This window comes from Endozoicomonas sp. SCSIO W0465, assembly GCF_023716865.1.
GTDB lineage: Bacteria > Pseudomonadota > Gammaproteobacteria > Pseudomonadales > Endozoicomonadaceae > Endozoicomonas.
The window spans coordinates 5598452-5614315 of record NZ_CP092417.1 but is presented as its reverse complement, the minus strand read 5'-3'; the positions used below and the strand labels follow the sequence as shown (position 1 = coordinate 5614315).

The 15864-nt window shown below is 50.4% G+C and carries 13 protein-coding genes and 1 pseudogene; 8 read left to right on the top strand and 6 right to left on the bottom strand.

What is annotated here, in order from left to right; all coding sequences use genetic code 11:
- Positions 1-39 precede the first annotated feature (39 nt).
- The gene (locus tag MJO57_RS25060) at positions 40-1515 is read left to right on the top strand and encodes an FAD-dependent oxidoreductase (protein ID WP_252019666.1); all 1476 of its coding nucleotides are present in this window, start codon (positions 40-42) and stop codon (positions 1513-1515) included.
- Positions 1516-1634: 119 nt separating this feature from the next.
- On the top strand, positions 1635-2705 hold the full coding sequence (hemE, locus tag MJO57_RS25055; protein WP_252019664.1) for a uroporphyrinogen decarboxylase: 1071 nt from the start codon (positions 1635-1637) through the stop codon (positions 2703-2705).
- 80 nt (positions 2706-2785) lie between these two features.
- Here hemE and purD read toward each other — a convergent pair whose 3' ends face one another.
- The 5 genes from purD to MJO57_RS25030 form a co-directional block, all read right to left on the bottom strand.
- Positions 2786-4084, bottom strand: a complete 1299-nt coding sequence (gene purD, locus MJO57_RS25050) for a phosphoribosylamine--glycine ligase (protein ID WP_252019663.1) — start codon at positions 4082-4084, stop codon at positions 2786-2788.
- Positions 4085-4211: 127 nt separating this feature from the next.
- A complete protein-coding gene (purH, locus tag MJO57_RS25045) occupies positions 4212-5795 on the bottom strand; it encodes a bifunctional phosphoribosylaminoimidazolecarboxamide formyltransferase/IMP cyclohydrolase (protein WP_252019662.1) in 1584 nt (527 codons plus the stop codon).
- Between the two features lie 182 nt (positions 5796-5977).
- Positions 5978-6292, bottom strand: coding sequence for a DNA-binding transcriptional regulator Fis (fis, locus tag MJO57_RS25040; protein WP_252019660.1), 315 nt, complete (start codon positions 6290-6292; stop codon positions 5978-5980).
- Positions 6289-7308, bottom strand: a complete 1020-nt coding sequence (dusB, locus tag MJO57_RS25035) for a tRNA dihydrouridine synthase DusB (protein WP_256493376.1) — start codon at positions 7306-7308, stop codon at positions 6289-6291. The genes fis and dusB overlap by 4 nt, the downstream gene beginning before the upstream one ends.
- Positions 7309-7791: 483 nt before the next feature.
- On the bottom strand, positions 7792-8346 hold the full coding sequence (locus MJO57_RS25030; protein WP_252019659.1) for a hypothetical protein: 555 nt from the start codon (positions 8344-8346) through the stop codon (positions 7792-7794).
- A 355-nt stretch (positions 8347-8701) separates the two neighbouring features.
- Here MJO57_RS25030 and MJO57_RS25025 point away from each other — a divergent pair.
- Positions 8702-9759: pseudogene (locus MJO57_RS25025) on the top strand (transposase).
- 13 nt (positions 9760-9772) lie between these two features.
- Positions 9773-10987: a hypothetical protein gene (locus MJO57_RS25020; RefSeq protein ID WP_252019658.1), complete on the top strand. Its 1215-nt coding sequence runs from the start codon at positions 9773-9775 to the stop codon at positions 10985-10987.
- A 289-nt stretch (positions 10988-11276) separates the two neighbouring features.
- Here MJO57_RS25020 and MJO57_RS25015 read toward each other — a convergent pair whose 3' ends face one another.
- Positions 11277-11423, bottom strand: coding sequence for a hypothetical protein (locus MJO57_RS25015; RefSeq protein WP_252019655.1), 147 nt, complete (start codon positions 11421-11423; stop codon positions 11277-11279).
- Between MJO57_RS25015 and MJO57_RS25010 the strand changes: the two genes are divergently transcribed.
- From MJO57_RS25010 to MJO57_RS24995, 4 genes are read left to right on the top strand one after another with little or no spacing between them, the layout of a single operon-like run.
- The gene (locus MJO57_RS25010) at positions 11422-12507 is read left to right on the top strand and encodes an IS66 family transposase (protein ID WP_252019652.1); all 1086 of its coding nucleotides are present in this window, start codon (positions 11422-11424) and stop codon (positions 12505-12507) included. The genes MJO57_RS25015 and MJO57_RS25010 overlap by 2 nt on opposite strands.
- Before the next feature lie 11 nt (positions 12508-12518).
- Positions 12519-12935: a transposase gene (locus tag MJO57_RS25005; RefSeq protein WP_252017803.1), complete on the top strand. Its 417-nt coding sequence runs from the start codon at positions 12519-12521 to the stop codon at positions 12933-12935.
- Between the two features lie 36 nt (positions 12936-12971).
- Positions 12972-13487 (top strand): polysaccharide biosynthesis/export family protein, encoded by a 516-nt coding sequence (locus MJO57_RS25000; protein ID WP_252019649.1) that lies wholly within the window; start codon positions 12972-12974, stop codon positions 13485-13487.
- Between the two features lie 43 nt (positions 13488-13530).
- On the top strand, positions 13531-15798 hold the full coding sequence (locus MJO57_RS24995) for a polysaccharide biosynthesis tyrosine autokinase (protein ID WP_252019647.1): 2268 nt from the start codon (positions 13531-13533) through the stop codon (positions 15796-15798).
- The last annotated feature ends 66 nt before the right edge of the window (positions 15799-15864 follow it).

Here is a 15864-nt window from a genome sequence, read left to right as displayed (position 1 = left end):
GGGTATTGAACACAAGAACAGCTTTGTGAGGTCAGCGAAATGTCACAGATACCGTTAAACAATGGCAGCAGCCTGAGCCGGAGAGACAGCCTGGGCCAAAAAGAGCGGCTTAATAACCACTTTCAATTTGTTGATGTGGGTCGTCATGACCCGGATAAGAAAAGCCTGCGTCAGCGAAAAACAGAATTTGTTGAAATCTATCAGCCGTTTGATGAAAAGCAGGTCAAAAGTCAGGCGCACCGTTGTCTGTCCTGTGGTAACCCATATTGTGAGTGGAAGTGTCCTGTTCACAACTACATTCCGGATTGGCTGAAGCTGGTCTCCGAAGGTCGTCTTTTTGAGGCGGCCGACCTGTCACACCAGACCAATACGCTGCCAGAGGTGTGCGGACGGGTTTGTCCACAGGATCGCCTCTGTGAAGGGGCCTGTACGCTAAATGACGGTTTTGGTGCGGTAACGATCGGGTCAACCGAAAAATACATTACCGATACGGCGCTGGCTCTTGGCTGGCGCCCGGATATGTCCAGGGTGTCCTGGACCGATAAAAAAGTGGCCATCATTGGTGCCGGGCCTGCTGGTCTTGGCTGTGCTGATGTGCTGGTGCGCAATGGTGTGACGCCTGTCGTGTTTGATAAAAACCCGGAAATCGGCGGGTTGCTGACCTTCGGTATTCCAGAATTCAAGCTGGAAAAACACGTCATGAGTCGTCGTCGTGATGTGTTTACTGAAATGGGAATTGAGTTCCATTTGAGTACGGAGATCGGTCGGGATATCGCCATGGAAAAGCTGCTGGAAGAGTATGATGCGGTGTTCATGGGTATGGGTACCTACACCTATATGAAAGGGGGATTCCCGGGTGAAGATCTTGAGGGGGTCCATGATGCGCTACCTTACCTGATCTCCAATGTGAACCGTAACCTCGGCTTTGAACAGGATCCGGCAGAGTTCATCGATATGAAGGGCAAGCGGGTGGTGGTGCTTGGTGGTGGTGACACCGCCATGGACTGTAACCGTACCGCCATTCGTCAGGGGGCCAGGTCAGTTACCTGCGCTTACCGTCGGGACGAAGAGAATATGCCCGGTTCTCGTCGGGAAGTGGCCAACGCCAGACAGGAGGGTGTGAACTTCCTGTTTAACCGTCAGCCGGTAGCAATTGTTGGTGAAGGTAAGGTTGAAGGTATCCGTCTGGTTACCACAGAACTGGGCGAGCCGGATGAGAATGGTCGCCGTCGTCCACAGGTGGTAGAAGGCAGTGACCAGATACTGGAAGCAGATGTGGTTCTGGTGGCATTTGGTTTCCGTCCAAGTCCGGCTGACTGGTTTGAACAGCACGATATTCAGATTGACGAAAGTGGTCGGGTAGTAGCCCCTGAAAAAGCAAAGTACAAGTTCCAGACCAGCAATCCCAAAGTGTTTGCCGGTGGTGATATGGTTCGGGGATCTGACCTGGTGGTCACTGCCATCTGGGAAGGGCGTCAGGCAGCTGAAGGCATTCTTGATTACCTGGATGTCTGATCATTAACGTTTTATAAAATATTATAGGCGCTTTCCCAATGGGAGAGCGTTCCTGCTTTTTCTAAAGCCTGAAATACTGTGAAATACTGATAGTTCTTGAAAATGGTATCAGGACTTTTATGACTCCATTAAAAAATGACCGCTTTCTTCGAGCTTTGCTCAGGGAGCCAGTTGATGTAACGCCTGTCTGGATGATGCGCCAGGCCGGCCGCTATTTGCCAGAATACCGGGAAACCAGGGCTCGTGCCGGAGACTTTATGGCCCTGTGCCAGAATGCCGAGTTGGCCTGTGAAGTCACCCTGCAGCCATTGGAGCGTTTTCCTTTGGATGCAGCGATTCTCTTTTCCGATATTCTCACTATTCCTGATGCCATGGGGCTTGGGCTCTATTTTGAAGCGGGAGAAGGGCCGAAATTCAAAAAGCCGGTACGTACGGCAGCCGATGTCGAAGCGCTGTCTGTACCCGATCCGGTAAAAGACCTGGGTTATGTGATGGACGCAGTGAGAACCATTCGTCGCGAACTCAATGGCCGGGTGCCACTGATCGGTTTCTCTGGCAGCCCCTGGACGCTGGCGACCTATATGATTGAAGGTGGCAGCAGCAAAGATTTTCGTCGTATAAAAGCGATGATGTTTGATCAGCCAGAGTTACTGAGGCATGTATTGACGGTACTTGCCGACTCGGTTACCAGCTATCTGAATGCGCAGATTGAAGCAGGTGCCCAGGCGGTTCAGATTTTTGATACCTGGGGTGGTGTGCTTAGCCCGGAGAATTATCGTGACTTCTCGCTGTACTATATGGACAGGATTGTTAAAGGCCTGAAGCGTGAAAATGAAGGCAGAAAAGTGCCGGTTATTCTCTTTACCAAAAACGGTGGGCAGTGGTTGGAATGGATGGCCGATACCGGTGCTGATGCTCTGGGCCTGGATTGGACCGCCGATATCGGTGACGCACGTCAGAGAGTAGGTAGCCGCGTCGCCTTGCAGGGCAATATGGACCCCTCAACGTTGTATGCATCACCAGAACGTATCCGACAGGAAGTCGCCACCATTCTGGCAAAATTTGGTAATGGCAATGGCCATGTGTTCAATCTGGGTCATGGTATTCACCAGTATGTTGAGCCTGAAAAAGCAGGTGCTTTTGTGAATGCCGTACATGAACTTTCTGCCAGGTATCATGTGTCAGCATAACGATGCTGTCTGCGGTTCAGGAATTGTCTTTGGGGGGGCATTCCCACGGGGACCGTGGGAATGAGGCCAGTTAATGTGGACTACGCTTCCTCACGGGTGATGCCCCGGTGGCCGATGTCGGTGCGGTAGTAAACATCTTTCCAGTTAATAGTCTTTACTGCCTTGTAGGCCAGCTCTTGCGCTTCTTTCACGGTATTGCCCAGTGCAGTCACACAGAGAACACGACCGCCGTTGGTCAGGGTTTTGCTATCGTCAATACGAGTTCCGGCCTGGAAGACTTTTACGTTGCTGGCGTCGCTGACGTTGCTGACATTGTCGATGCCAGTGATTTCATCCCCCTTGCGGTAGGCTTCCGGGTAACCGCCGGCAGCCATGACGACACCAAGGGCGGTGCGGCTATCCCACTCAACTTCAGCCTTGTCCAGCTCACCACGGGTGCCAGCCAGACAGAGTTCTACCAGGCTTGATTTCAGGCGCATCAGGATTGGCTGGGTCTCAGGGTCACCAAAACGACAGTTGTATTCCAGTACCCTGGGTGTGCCATCGGCCTCAACCATCAATCCGGCATAGAGGAAGCCTTTGTATGGCATACCCTCGCTGGCCATGCCTTCAACGGTAGGAATGATGACTTCCTTCATGGCGCGCTCATGAATCTCCTGAGTTATTACCGGGGCTGGTGAGTATGCACCCATGCCACCGGTATTCGGACCTTTATCGCCATTATCCCGAGCCTTGTGATCCTGGCTGGTGGCCAGTGGCAGAATGTTCTTGCCATCCACCATGACGATAAAGCTGGCTTCTTCACCAGTCAGGAACTCTTCTATCACTACGCGGTGACCTGCTGCACCAAAAGCATTGCCGGCCAGCATATCGTCGATAGCATCAAAGGCTTCCTGTTCCGTCCGGGCAAGAATCACGCCCTTGCCTGCAGCAAGACCGTCAGCCTTCACCACAATAGGTGCACCTTGCTGTTTAACGTAGGCTTTGGCTGGCTCAATATCAGTAAAGTTCTGGTAGGCGGCGGTGGGGATGTTATGGCGGGCCAGGAAATCTTTGGTGAAGGCCTTGGAGCCTTCCAGCTGGGCCGCTGCCTGTGACGGGCCGAATATTGCCAGCCCTGCTTGTTCAAACTGGTTAACAACGCCAGCCACCAGTGGCGCTTCCGGACCGACAATGGTCAGGCCAATATTTTCTGCCAGGGCAAACTCAACCTGCCTGGCGATATCCAGTGCATCGATATCAATATTGGCCACTTTGTTTTCAGAAGCGGTGCCAGCATTACCGGGAGCGACAAACACTTGTGTAACATGGTCGTCTTGAGACGCTTTCCATGCCAGGGCATGCTCCCGCCCGCCATTACCGATGATCAGCACTTTCATAAAAGGTGTCCTTTTTTGAACTGCAGAGATCACGAAATTCACAACGGTTTTCTTTTTGTGATGTCTGCCGGGAAAATTTTTTTCTCGAAGGCTGAGCCTGTTCTTCAGCCTTTTTTGCTTTAAACCATCAATGACGGAAATGACGAACGCCGGTAAACACCATGGCTATGCCGGCCTGGTTGGCAGCATCAATCACTTCCTGGTCTCGCATGGAACCACCGGGCTGGATGACGGCAGTAATACCTGCACTGGCTGCCGCATCAATGCCGTCACGGAATGGGAAGAAGGCATCGGATGCCATCACAGAACCACGAACTTCCAACCCTTCATCCGCTGCTTTGATGCCGGCAATGCGGGCGCTGTAGACACGGCTCATCTGGCCCGCGCCGATACCGATGGTCTGAGCATTCCGGGCGTAGACAATGGCGTTGGACTTGACAAACCTGGCCACTTTCCAGGCGAACTGAAGGTCCGCCATTTCCTGTTCGGTCGGTGCGCGATCCGTGACTACTTTCAGTTCAGCTGAGTCGACAAGGTGGGTATCGTAATCCTGAACCAGCAGACCACCATTGACGCGTTTAAAATCCAGGAATGGGGTTTGCCCGACAGGCAGCTGGCCTGCGCTCAGCACACGAATGTTCTGCTTATCCCGGAGAATGGCGGCCGCTTCAACATCCACTTCGGGAGCAATGATGACCTCCACAAACTGGCGTTCAATAATGGTACGGGCCGTCGTTATATCCAGCTTGCGGTTGAAGGCGATAATGCCACCAAACGCGGAAGTGGGATCGGTTTGATAAGCACGGTTGTAGGCTTCCAGGATGTCTGCGCCGGTTGCAACACCGCAGGGATTAGCATGCTTGACGATTACACAGGCTGGCAGATCAAATGACTTAACGCACTCTAGTGCCGCATCGGTATCGGCAATGTTGTTGTAAGAAAGTGCTTTACCCTGCAGTTGTTTAGCACTGGACACCGTGCCTTCCAACGGGTTCTTTTCCGTGTAGAAAGCGGCTTTCTGGTGTGGGTTTTCACCGTAGCGCAGATCTTCCACTTTCATAAACTGGCTGTTCAAGGTGCGGGGGAAGGTTTCCGGCTCATCGTCATCGCTGTCAAGGAGGGTACCCAGGTAGTTGGCAATCGCACCGTCGTAGCCAGCCGTATGTTCAAACGCCTTAACGGCCAGATCAAAACGGGTGGTGAGGTCAATCGACCCATCATTGGCTGTCATGCTGTCCAGTACCCATTGGTAATCACCGGCATTCACCACAATGGTGGTATCGAGGTAGTTCTTGGCAGCAGCACGAACCATGGTGGGGCCGCCGATATCAATATGCTCAATGGCGGTGGCCAGGTCGCAGTCAGGGCGGGCAATGGTTTGCTCGAAGGGGTAGAGATTGGCGACCACCAGGTCGATAGGCTTGATGCCATGCTCGTCCATCACTGTTTCGTCCTGGTCGCTGCGGCCCAGAATACCACCATGAACCTTTGGGTGAAGGGTTTTTACCCGGCCGTCCATCATTTCCGGGAAGCCGGTATAGTCAGAAATCTCAATGGCGGGAATGCCATTCTCTGCCAGCAGTGCATAAGTTCCGCCCGTGGATAGGATTTCAACCGAATACTGATGCAGGGCCCGGGCGAATTCGACAATGCCTGTTTTGTCGGAAACGCTAATCAGAGCCCGTCGAATCGGGCGTGTCGTGACTGCCATCGTTTCTCACTCACCGCTTGTTGGAATTGATAGTTGGAATAGATAGTTGGAATAGAAATTCCGGCAGATTTTAGCTGGAAATAACAGTTATTGGCAGGGGCAGGGGGAATAAAGTGAAAACCAGTAGCATCCCGTGTTGTAGAAGCTACTGATCAGATTGACAAGAAGGGTGAATAAAACAATCAGAGCAAGCCGTATTGCTTCAGCTTCTTACGCAGGGTACCCCGGTTCAGCCCCAGCAGCGTGGCCGCACGGGTCTGGTTGCCCTTGACGTAAGTCATTACCGTTTCCAGTAGAGGCGCTTCTACTTCAGACAGAACCATCTGATAGACATCAGTGACATCTTGCCCGTCCAGATGGGCAAAGTAGTTATTCATGGACTTTTCCACACTGTCGCGCAGAGTCTGGGACTCCGGGATTATCGACGCTGTGGCAAGGCTTCCCCCATGGCCATTTACTGGACGACCTTCTTCTACGATTACTTGTGTTGCCGTCATGCCGCTATGTCCTCTCCGTTACCTTTAACAAAAGTCGACGCTGAAAAATGGTGAAAATACTCCCGTATGCAGGATTGCTGTTGTTCCGAAGATTCCAGCTTATTAAAATACCGGCGAAACTCCAGGCCGGATGGCTGGTCCTGCATGTACCAGCCGACATGTTTTCGGGCAATCCGCACAGCATGGCTCTCTGGGTAAAAAGCGCCATAAAACTGATGGAGGGCGTTAAGATGCCCCAGGAGGATTGCCTGAACCTCATTCTGATCCGGTGCTGCCAACCGTTCCCCGTGTTGCAGGAAGTGGTTGATCTCCCGGAAAATCCATGGGCGACCCTGAGCGGCACGGCCAACCATTAATGCACTGGCACCGGTAGCGTCCAGTACATGCCGTGCTTTCTCCGGTGAGGTGATGTCACCATTGGCTATCACCGGTATGTTCACCGCCTCAACAATTCTGGCGATGGTTTGGTATTCCGCTTCACCCTTATACATGCAGGCCCGGGTGCGGCCATGAACCGCCAGGGCGGCAATGCCGCACTGCTCTGCCAGCCTGGCAACCGTAACTCCGTTGCGGTTGTCCGGATCCCAGCCGGTGCGAATCTTGAGCGTTACCGGAATATCCACCGCCGCAATAACAGCTTTCAGGATGGCCTCCACCAGTTCAACATCTCGCAGCAGTGCGGAGCCAGCCGCCTTGTTGCACACTTTCTTGGCCGGGCAACCCATATTGATATCAATGATCTGGGCACCAAACTCCTGGTTCAGTCTGGCTGCCTCGGCCATCTGTTTCGGATCACCACCGGCAATCTGGACGGAGCGTGGTTCGGATTCACAGCTGTGATCCATGCGCAGCCTGGACTTCCGGGTATTCCAGAGTTTCGGGTTGCTGGTCACCATCTCCGACACCGCCATGCCTGCACCCATCGACAGGCAGAGTTTGCGAAACGGACTGTCGGTAACGCCCGCCATGGGCGCCAGTACCACCGGGTTGGCGATGGAGTAAGGACCAATCTTCAGCGGTGTTGGCGTTGTTGGTGCTGCTGTTTGATCTGGTGCTTGATCTGGCACTTGTTCTGGCACTTGTTCTGGCAATAGCTGACCTGACAAAAAAGAAAGCCTCAATCTGATGGATGATGAAACCAGCGGGTCATCATACTCTCTACATATTTCACGATAAAGTAAGATTGATCAATATTTGTTCAGCTTGAGATGGTGGGCTTGCCTATGCAAAAACCTAACTCGCTGTTACTCAGGCCTTCCGACAGAGATCAATAATAGGGCCAATGGAGTGCTCATTTTTTGATATAAGTCAGCAAGAAACGGGTTCAGTGAAGGCATAAGCACTGAATTTGTACAAATTCTTGATGAATTGTATGAAAACTGAACGATCCTTAAGCTGTTGGGTGGAAACACAAGGGGCTTCGTGGCACGAAAAAGTTTTTGCGCTCAGGGTTGTTTTAACGATAAAAAAACACCCGAGCAAGGTCGGGTGTTTTCAGGTCAGTTCGGACTGGTGGCAGGAGGTTTATCGTTTGGCGTGTTGTTAGCTGGTGGCGGTGGCGGTGGAGGCGTCGGAGCCGGTGACTCATTGGCTGGTGCTTCGGTCTGTTCTGCTTCTGTTTCTGGCTCTTCACCCTGTGGCTGAGTCCCGGTGTCACCCCGGGCAATGGTCTGTTCAGCAGCATCAGCAGCCTGGTCAACGACGGCCTGTGCTTCAGCGGTATTTCCCAGCTGGGCTACGGCGGCGCTGGTGATGGCTGCTTTTTGATCCGGGGCTTCAGTGACGGCAATGTATACGATCTGGGAAGCTTGTTCAGGGAACGCCTTGATCGCTTCACTGACAATGGCCTGCAGCAAGGCTGGCTGGTCTTTAAACTGGGCAGCCAGATCACTAATCAGGGTTTCAACCGAAACACCCAGGGTTTCAGCGGTCTGTGCCAGGGACTCTGCGGTTGGCTGTCCGGCAGCCAGTTCTGCTGCCAGACCTGCCTGAGCCACACCGGCCATGGCAGAAACTGCCAGTGCAGTTGCAGCAACAAGTAGTTTAGATTTCATGGTCATCCTTTGTTTTAGTTTAATGGCCGGGAGTCAATTCTTGTTCATTCTGAGCAGGGAGTCCCTGATCGTATAATTTCAGGGGTTTATAGCGATTTCCCACGATAGATTTGTGTGTGAAAAAAAGATAGTTAACCCGCTGGAAATTATATTGACAATCTATTTATAATACAATCCGCGTCGTGCAGTGAGTTTTTACTTCTATAAATTATAAAATATTCAGAGAACTCTGGCAGTGCGCCCCTCTGGATGCGGAATCTTAATCAGCTGCCTTTCATGGCGGTTATTTTATACAGCAGGGTGAAATAATAACTCAAGTTACGCACCTTGCTGAAAATCAGCCATTATTGGTGGCATGAAAAATGATCTCATAGAACTTTATTCTGACTACCTGTTGTCGTCGTCTGGGAAGACCACTGCAACGGGAGTGTCAGAGCTTTTGGATAATGTCTACAGTCATGACCAATTCACCCGATTGCTTTCAAACAATGAGTTTACCAGTCGTGACTTATGGCTTTACGTTAAACCCGTCGTGCGACAGGTTGAGTGCAGTGATGGGGTTTTGATCTTTGACGATACGATTCAGGAAAAGCAGTTCAGCAAAGAGAATGCCCTGAACACCTGGCATTTTGATCATACAAAAAATCGCACCGTGAAAGGTATAAATCTGCTCAATGCACACTACCATGCCGGAGATGCGTCGATTCCTGTCGCCTATAAATTGATCGAGAAAACCATCCTGTACACCGACTTGAAGACAAAAAAGGTAAGACGATATGCAGAGCAAACCAAAAATGAAATGATGCGGGAGATGCTGATGATTTGCTGCCATAACCAGCTTATGTTCCGCTATGTCCTTGCAGATAGCTGGTTTTGCTCAAACGACAATATGATGTTTATTCGACACGACTGTAATAAACATTTCCTATGGCGATGAAGTCAAACCGCAAGGTATCCCTCAGTCTGGACGACAAATTACAAGGCCGTTCACAGCGTATAGATACTGTTGATTTTTCAGAAGATAAGCCTGTACAAGGGTGGATAGCAGGTGTCGATTTCCCTGTTCTGCTATACCGTCAGGTCTTTAAAAACAAAGACGGAAGCACAGGCATTCTCTATCTGGTTTGCAGCGATCTTGACTGTGATGCCGAGACTCTCAAGGCAATCTACGAGAAACGGTGGAAAGTCGAGGTCTTCCATAAAACGCTGAAATCGAATGCGTCAATGGCCAAGTCACCGGCGCATACTGTGAGAACACAGAGTAATCATATCTTTCTTTCAATTTACTCAGCCTTCAGGTTGGAAGTATTGTCATTGAAAGTAAATCTGAATCACTTTCAGCTCAGAGCCAAAATCTATATGGCAGGGCTGAAAGCTTCGTTGGGGCAGCTGAGAGAGCTGTTAGCTGCGTAACTTCAGATAATAAATGAAAGGGATCAGCAAGCTGAGCCTGGCCATGGCCATGGCAGGTTATGGCGTGACTGCGATGGCAGCGGTGGAAGATGCCGGTCATGTCAATATGGGGCCGGTGGAAGTGACGCCAATGGCGGCGCTGGCCATTGGTCACGATGACAATATCTTTCGTGAAGGCGAAGGTGAGCTGGCCGACAAAAGCTCTACGGTGGTGGATGTCGATGCTTCCGTTGCTTTTAAAGCTCAGCAGGGCATGAGCACCTATGAAGCCAAACTGGCTGCCAAAAACACCAGCTTTACCAGCGTGTCTGACGCCAATTTCACCGATTATGGTGTAACGGGCTTGATCCATCAGGAATTTAACAGCCGTAACCGTCTGGATGTGGACTTTGATCTTGGCCGTTACCATGATGCAGGGTCCACGGTTGATGGGGCAGACAATAAGGAGGCGCCAGAGTTTACCCGCACCAAAGGTGGCCTGAAGTACGGCTTTGGTTCTACACAAGCCATGATGCGTGCAGATCTTTTTGGTAACTATAACAAACAGACGTATCAGGAAGCTGCTGGAGAAAAAGAAGGCAGTGACCGTAAGAGCGTTGAGTATGTAACCACCGTCTTCTATCGCTTTATGCCAAAAACCGACGCGCTGGTGGAGATTAAACAGCGTGAGCTGGATTACACCAATGAGCAGGGCGCTGGATACGACATCACCAGTTATCTGGTGGGTCTGAGCTGGGAGGCGACGGCTAAAACCAGTGGTTATGCCAAGTTGGGTCGTCGTTACCGGGACACTTCAGCCAGTGATGTGGATCGTCAGGGCTACACTGGCTGGGAAATGGGGGTCAGCTACATGCCCGTTGACCACTCTGTATTTCAGTTGAGCACCAGCCGTGACTACGGTCTGGAATCTGAAAACCCACAGACTGCAGACTTTACCCAGGGTACTACCAGCTCAGTGAGCTGGAATCACCAGTGGACCGGGAAAATTAGCACCAACGCTAACTACAGCTTCACCGATGAGGAAGTTCAGAATAGATTCGGTGTCAGCCAGAAAGATCGTACCATTAATCAGTTTGGTCTCTCGGTAAACTGGAACGTCATGCGTAATGTGACCGTATCGCTTGCTTATGAGAACAGTGACCGTGATGAGTCTGCCCGCCAGGTGGCTGTTGACGAAGATGGTTACCAGCGTAACGTTTACATGCTGAGCGGTACCGTTGCTCTTTAGTAATGGCTGTTAATGAATCGTAAGGCATGCAGGCTGGTATAAATCCAGCCTGTTTTTTTCGTGGCTCTTGTAGGATTTCAGACTGCTACTGGGTTGAACATTGCTGAAGCCCTTTATCTACAAAGGTTGTCAGCATATTGTCCGGTAATGTTGCTCAATCCTTGTTTTTCGTGACCTACAGTCAGTTTTCACTGTAGAGCAGTTCGTAATCAAAATAGAGCCTTTTTCGTATCGAATGTTTACTCGCTGGTCAGGTTGTCAGTTCTCTACTGACGCTTCCAAGGAGTTATCAAGCAGGTTGTGGTAATGAGAACGATTCGAACCTTATCAATATTTTCATCATTTGTAACTGTTCAGCACCCCCACATAAATCTGGAATTTTCTGATTTTTATACCATCCTCTTAAGCACCATTTTTCCACAATATTCGCCAGCATGATTCCAGAACTACCCGCAACTATGTCGGCTGAGATTCTCTTGAAAGAGAATGCAGAGCTGCGGATGAGAGTTGCCTGTCTGGAAGAGCGATGTCGAGAATTGGAAGAAAAGGTTGGCAAGAACAGTCAAAACAGCAGCAAGCCGCCATCGTCTGATGGTTATCAAAAACCTTGTAAAAACAGTAATTCTCCAGATCATTCTGACGACCTTTCCGCAGATAAAGGTACCGATCCATCGGATGAAAAACCCAATCCTAAAAGTCTGAGACAGTCTTCTGGTAATAAAGCCGGTGGAAAGAAAGGGCATCAGGGCACTTGTCTTAAACAGGTCGATATCCCTGACTATATTGAGTACCTTCCGGTTAAAGAATGCAATAAATGTCAGGCGTCTCTTCTTGATAGTGAGCCGGTCAAATATATTGAACGACAGGTGTTTGAACCAGGGAGACCGGGTGAATTTGAAGTAACGGCCCATAGAGCTGAAGTAAAAATCTGCACTTGTGGTTGTCGGAATCAGGCTGAATTCCCGGAAGGTGTTACCGCTGCCGCACAATATGGCTCAGCCACACAGGCTATGGCCGTCTATCTTAACCAATACCATTTCCTGCCTTTTAAGCGCGTGTCAGAGTATTTTAATACTCTCTATAAAATGAGTGTAAGTGCAGGCACTGTCGCCAATTTTGTGGCCAGAACCTATGAAAATCTGGCTTCTACTGAAGAGGTTATTCGTGACGCCTTGCGGGAATCGTCTGTTGCCGGAGCCGATGAAACGGGTATGCGGGCCGAGGGCTCTTTGCACTGGCTACACGTTATGCGGGATGAACAATGGACGCTCTACTACTTGTCTGAAAAGCGAGGTCGTGAGGCCATGGACACGATGGGCATACTGCTAACATTTGCAGGCGTTCTGGTTCATGATCATTGGAAATCCTATTTTGCATATGCGGCAACTCACGTACTTTGCAATGCCCATCACCTGAGGGAGCTTTTGGGTGTTGTTGATAGGGACAGCAATCAACTGGCGTTGCGATTGATGAAGCTACTGAGGCTTTCCTGGCATTACTGCAAGGGCTTAAGACCATAGGTATGCTACAGATGCCAAGTGTTGTCTGTGAACGAATCGAGAAGATTTATGACCGGTTGCTTCAGCGGGCTCTAATGAAAGAAGTCGTCTATATGGAGAAGCAACGAGAGGAGCTTAAGCGCAAGAAAGTCAAGAATACTAAAGCTTACAATCTCTTCAAACGACTCACTGAGTTCAAGGCTGAGACACTGCGCTTCATGTCAGATTTTACCATTCCCTTCGATAACAATGGCAGTGAGCGGGATGTTCGAATGGCCAAGTTAAAGCAGAAAATCTCAGGCTGCTTCAGGAGTGCAGACGGTGGTTCTATGTTTGCACGGATTCGCAGCTATTTGTCGTCTGCCAGAAAACAGGGAATGGACATATATCAATCACTTCATAGAGCTGTTCGGAATTACTGTAATATGCCTTTGCTCAGTGCTGAATAGTTACCATCATTTTTTTCATTAATAGCCGCAGGACTGATGATGTCTGCGTTTCTGGTCAGCGCAGTTGCCAGTGCTGATCAGTTAATGAGTCTCTCCCGCTATGAACTGGGCTCGGGCGATAAAATTGGCATCTCGGTATTTGGCGAAGACGATATGGAGAAAGAGCTAATCCTTACGGATGCAGGTACCGTTTCCTACCCATTTCTGGGGGAGTTTCGAGTGAAGGGAATGACCGTCGGCCAACTGGAAAATCACATTACCCGACAGCTGAAAGATGGTTATTTTGTTGATCCGCGAGTGAGTGTTTCCATACTGGAATATCGTAAGTTCTTTGTCAGTGGTGAGGTGAAATCCCCCGGCGGTTTCAGCTTTGAGCCGGGTTTGACCCTTGAAAAAGCGGTGGCGCTGGCTGGGGGGTTTACCCAGCGGGCTTCCAAAAAAGGCATTATGGTCACCCGTGAAGAAAGTGGCCGTGCCGTTGAGCGGGAACTGGCGTTGAATGAGTCCGTCCTGCCGGGCGACATCATTACGATAAATGAAAGCTTCTTCTGATGAATTAATGCAGTATCGCTGCTGATAACGTTGTGCAGACTTTATGATGACAGATTCTAAAAAGACTTCGGCAGCACCCGCAGCCAGACCGATACAGGACGAAGATATTATTGACCTTCGTCAGATTTTCCATGTACTAGTCTCTTACCGCTGGCCCATTATTGGCTTTACCCTGGCTGTCATCCTGATGGCGGTACTGGTGGTGTTTTCCATGACGCCGGTGTATCAGGCGACAGCTGTCCTGCAGATTGAGCAGGAGCAGGCCAAGGTGGTCTCCATTGAAGAGATCTATGGTATTGAAGGTGGTAATGACAGCTATCTGAATACCCAGTTTGAAGTTTTGAAATCCAGAGGGGTTCTGGAAAAAGTGGTGCATAAACTCGGGTTGCTGAAGAATCCGGAGTTTAATACCTCGCTGCAGGAAAAGCCCTGGTATGCCGGGTTGACCGACTGGCAGGGGTTACTGGGTATTGCTCAGCCGGAAGAGGTAGCAGACGATAGCGCCACTCTACGGGATACGGTCAATGTATTGGCTGAACACGTCACTATAGAGCCGGTCAGGAAAACCCAGATTGTTCGCATTCATGCGGAATCGGAAAGTCCGCGTCTGGCTGCTCAGATTGCCAATGCCATCGCCAGTGCCTATATCGAATCCTATATGGAGGCGAAGCTCTCCCTGACCCTTAGTGCTACGAACTGGATGGAGGGGCGTTTAAGTGAACTCTCTGAAAAACTGAAATTGGCAGAACAGAACCTGCAGGCCTACCGCGAGCAGGAGCAGCTGATTGATATGGAGGGTGTTCTCACCGTTTCCAGCAATGAGTTGAAAGCCTTGACTGAATCACTGGTGCAGGTCCGTCATAAGTTGGCGGTTTCTGAAAATATCTATCAGCAGATCCGTGCCGGGAAACTGAAAAAGGATGATAACCGAACCCTTCAGGCGGTGCTGGCGCACCCATTAATCCAGGATTTGAAGCAGGACGAATCCAGGCTGGAGCGTCAGGTGCTGGACCTTTCCCGCCGCTATGGGCCAAAGCATCCGAAAATGATCTCTGCCCGTTCTGAGCTGGAAAGCATTCGACAGAATATAGAACTGGAGGTTCTCAATATTGTTGAAGGTGTTGAGCGTGAATATGAGATTGATAAGGCCAATGAGCGCAGCCTGGAAAGGGCGGTGGTTGAGGCCAAGATCAAGGTTCAGGATATCAACCGCAAGCAATTCCGCTTAAGAGCCCTGGAGCGTGAGGTTCGCATTAATAAAGATCTGTACGATGCCTTCTTTAAACGTATTCAGGAAACATCCGCAACCAGTGACCTGCAAACCGCCAATGCCCGTGTGGTGGATCAGGCATTTGCCGCACAGCATCCGGTCAAGCCTAAGAAAAAGCTGATTGTTGCTATTGCGGGCCTGCTTGGTTTGCTGGTCTCCTGTGGTATTGCCTTCCTGTTGGAAATGTTGAACAACACGGTGCGTACAACCAGAGATATTGAAGAGAAACTGAATCTTCCAGTACTGGGTGTGCTGCCAAAACTGACCGATAAAAAGCTGGATGGACAGATTTACAGCCTGTTCACCAATAAGGAGCAGCATGGTTTTGGTGAGGCGATTCGCACCATTCGAACCGGTATTAATCTGAGTGCCATGGATCGGGACAATAAGCTGTTTGCCGTCACTTCCACTGTGCCGGGTGAGGGTAAATCATCCACCGCTTCCAATATGGCGCTGGCGCTGGCGCTGGGGCAGCTGGGTAAAACGCTGTTAATTGACTGTGACTTGCGCCGACCGGTAGTGGGTAAGAACTTTGCTATTAAAGGCGGCTCTGCTGGTCTGGCAAACCTGCTGGCGGGTTCGGCTGCTGTTTCAGAGGCGGTGCATAAGGTGGATGGCATTGAGGTTATTCCCTGTGGCCTGGTGCCACCAAATCCACAGGAACTGCTGGCTTCTGAACGTTTTGGTACCCTGCTGAAAAAGTTGAAAGGGCATTACGATTATGTGGTGCTGGATTGTCCACCGGTGCAGAACGTCAGTGATGTATTAATGATTTCTCGCCATTGTGATGGCCTGGTTTATGTGGTGGAGGCTGGCCGTATGCAGATTAATGCCATTCAGGTAGCCCTTGGTCGTCTGTTGCAGGCCCGTGCACCGGTGACGGGTGCTGAACAAGATCAACCCGGCGCAGAAAGACGCTTATGGTTACAGTCAGGGGTATTACGACCACGACGGTTATTACTCTGGTTCTGCCTGACTGGTGCTTTACGGTCCCCGTTCAAATACCTGGATAAAGTCACCCGGTTCCAGGCCAGGTTTTAGGCAAATGCTTTGCGGGATGGTCACTTGCCGTTTAGCGGTTAATTTATGCATGTGGAATCTCTTTTG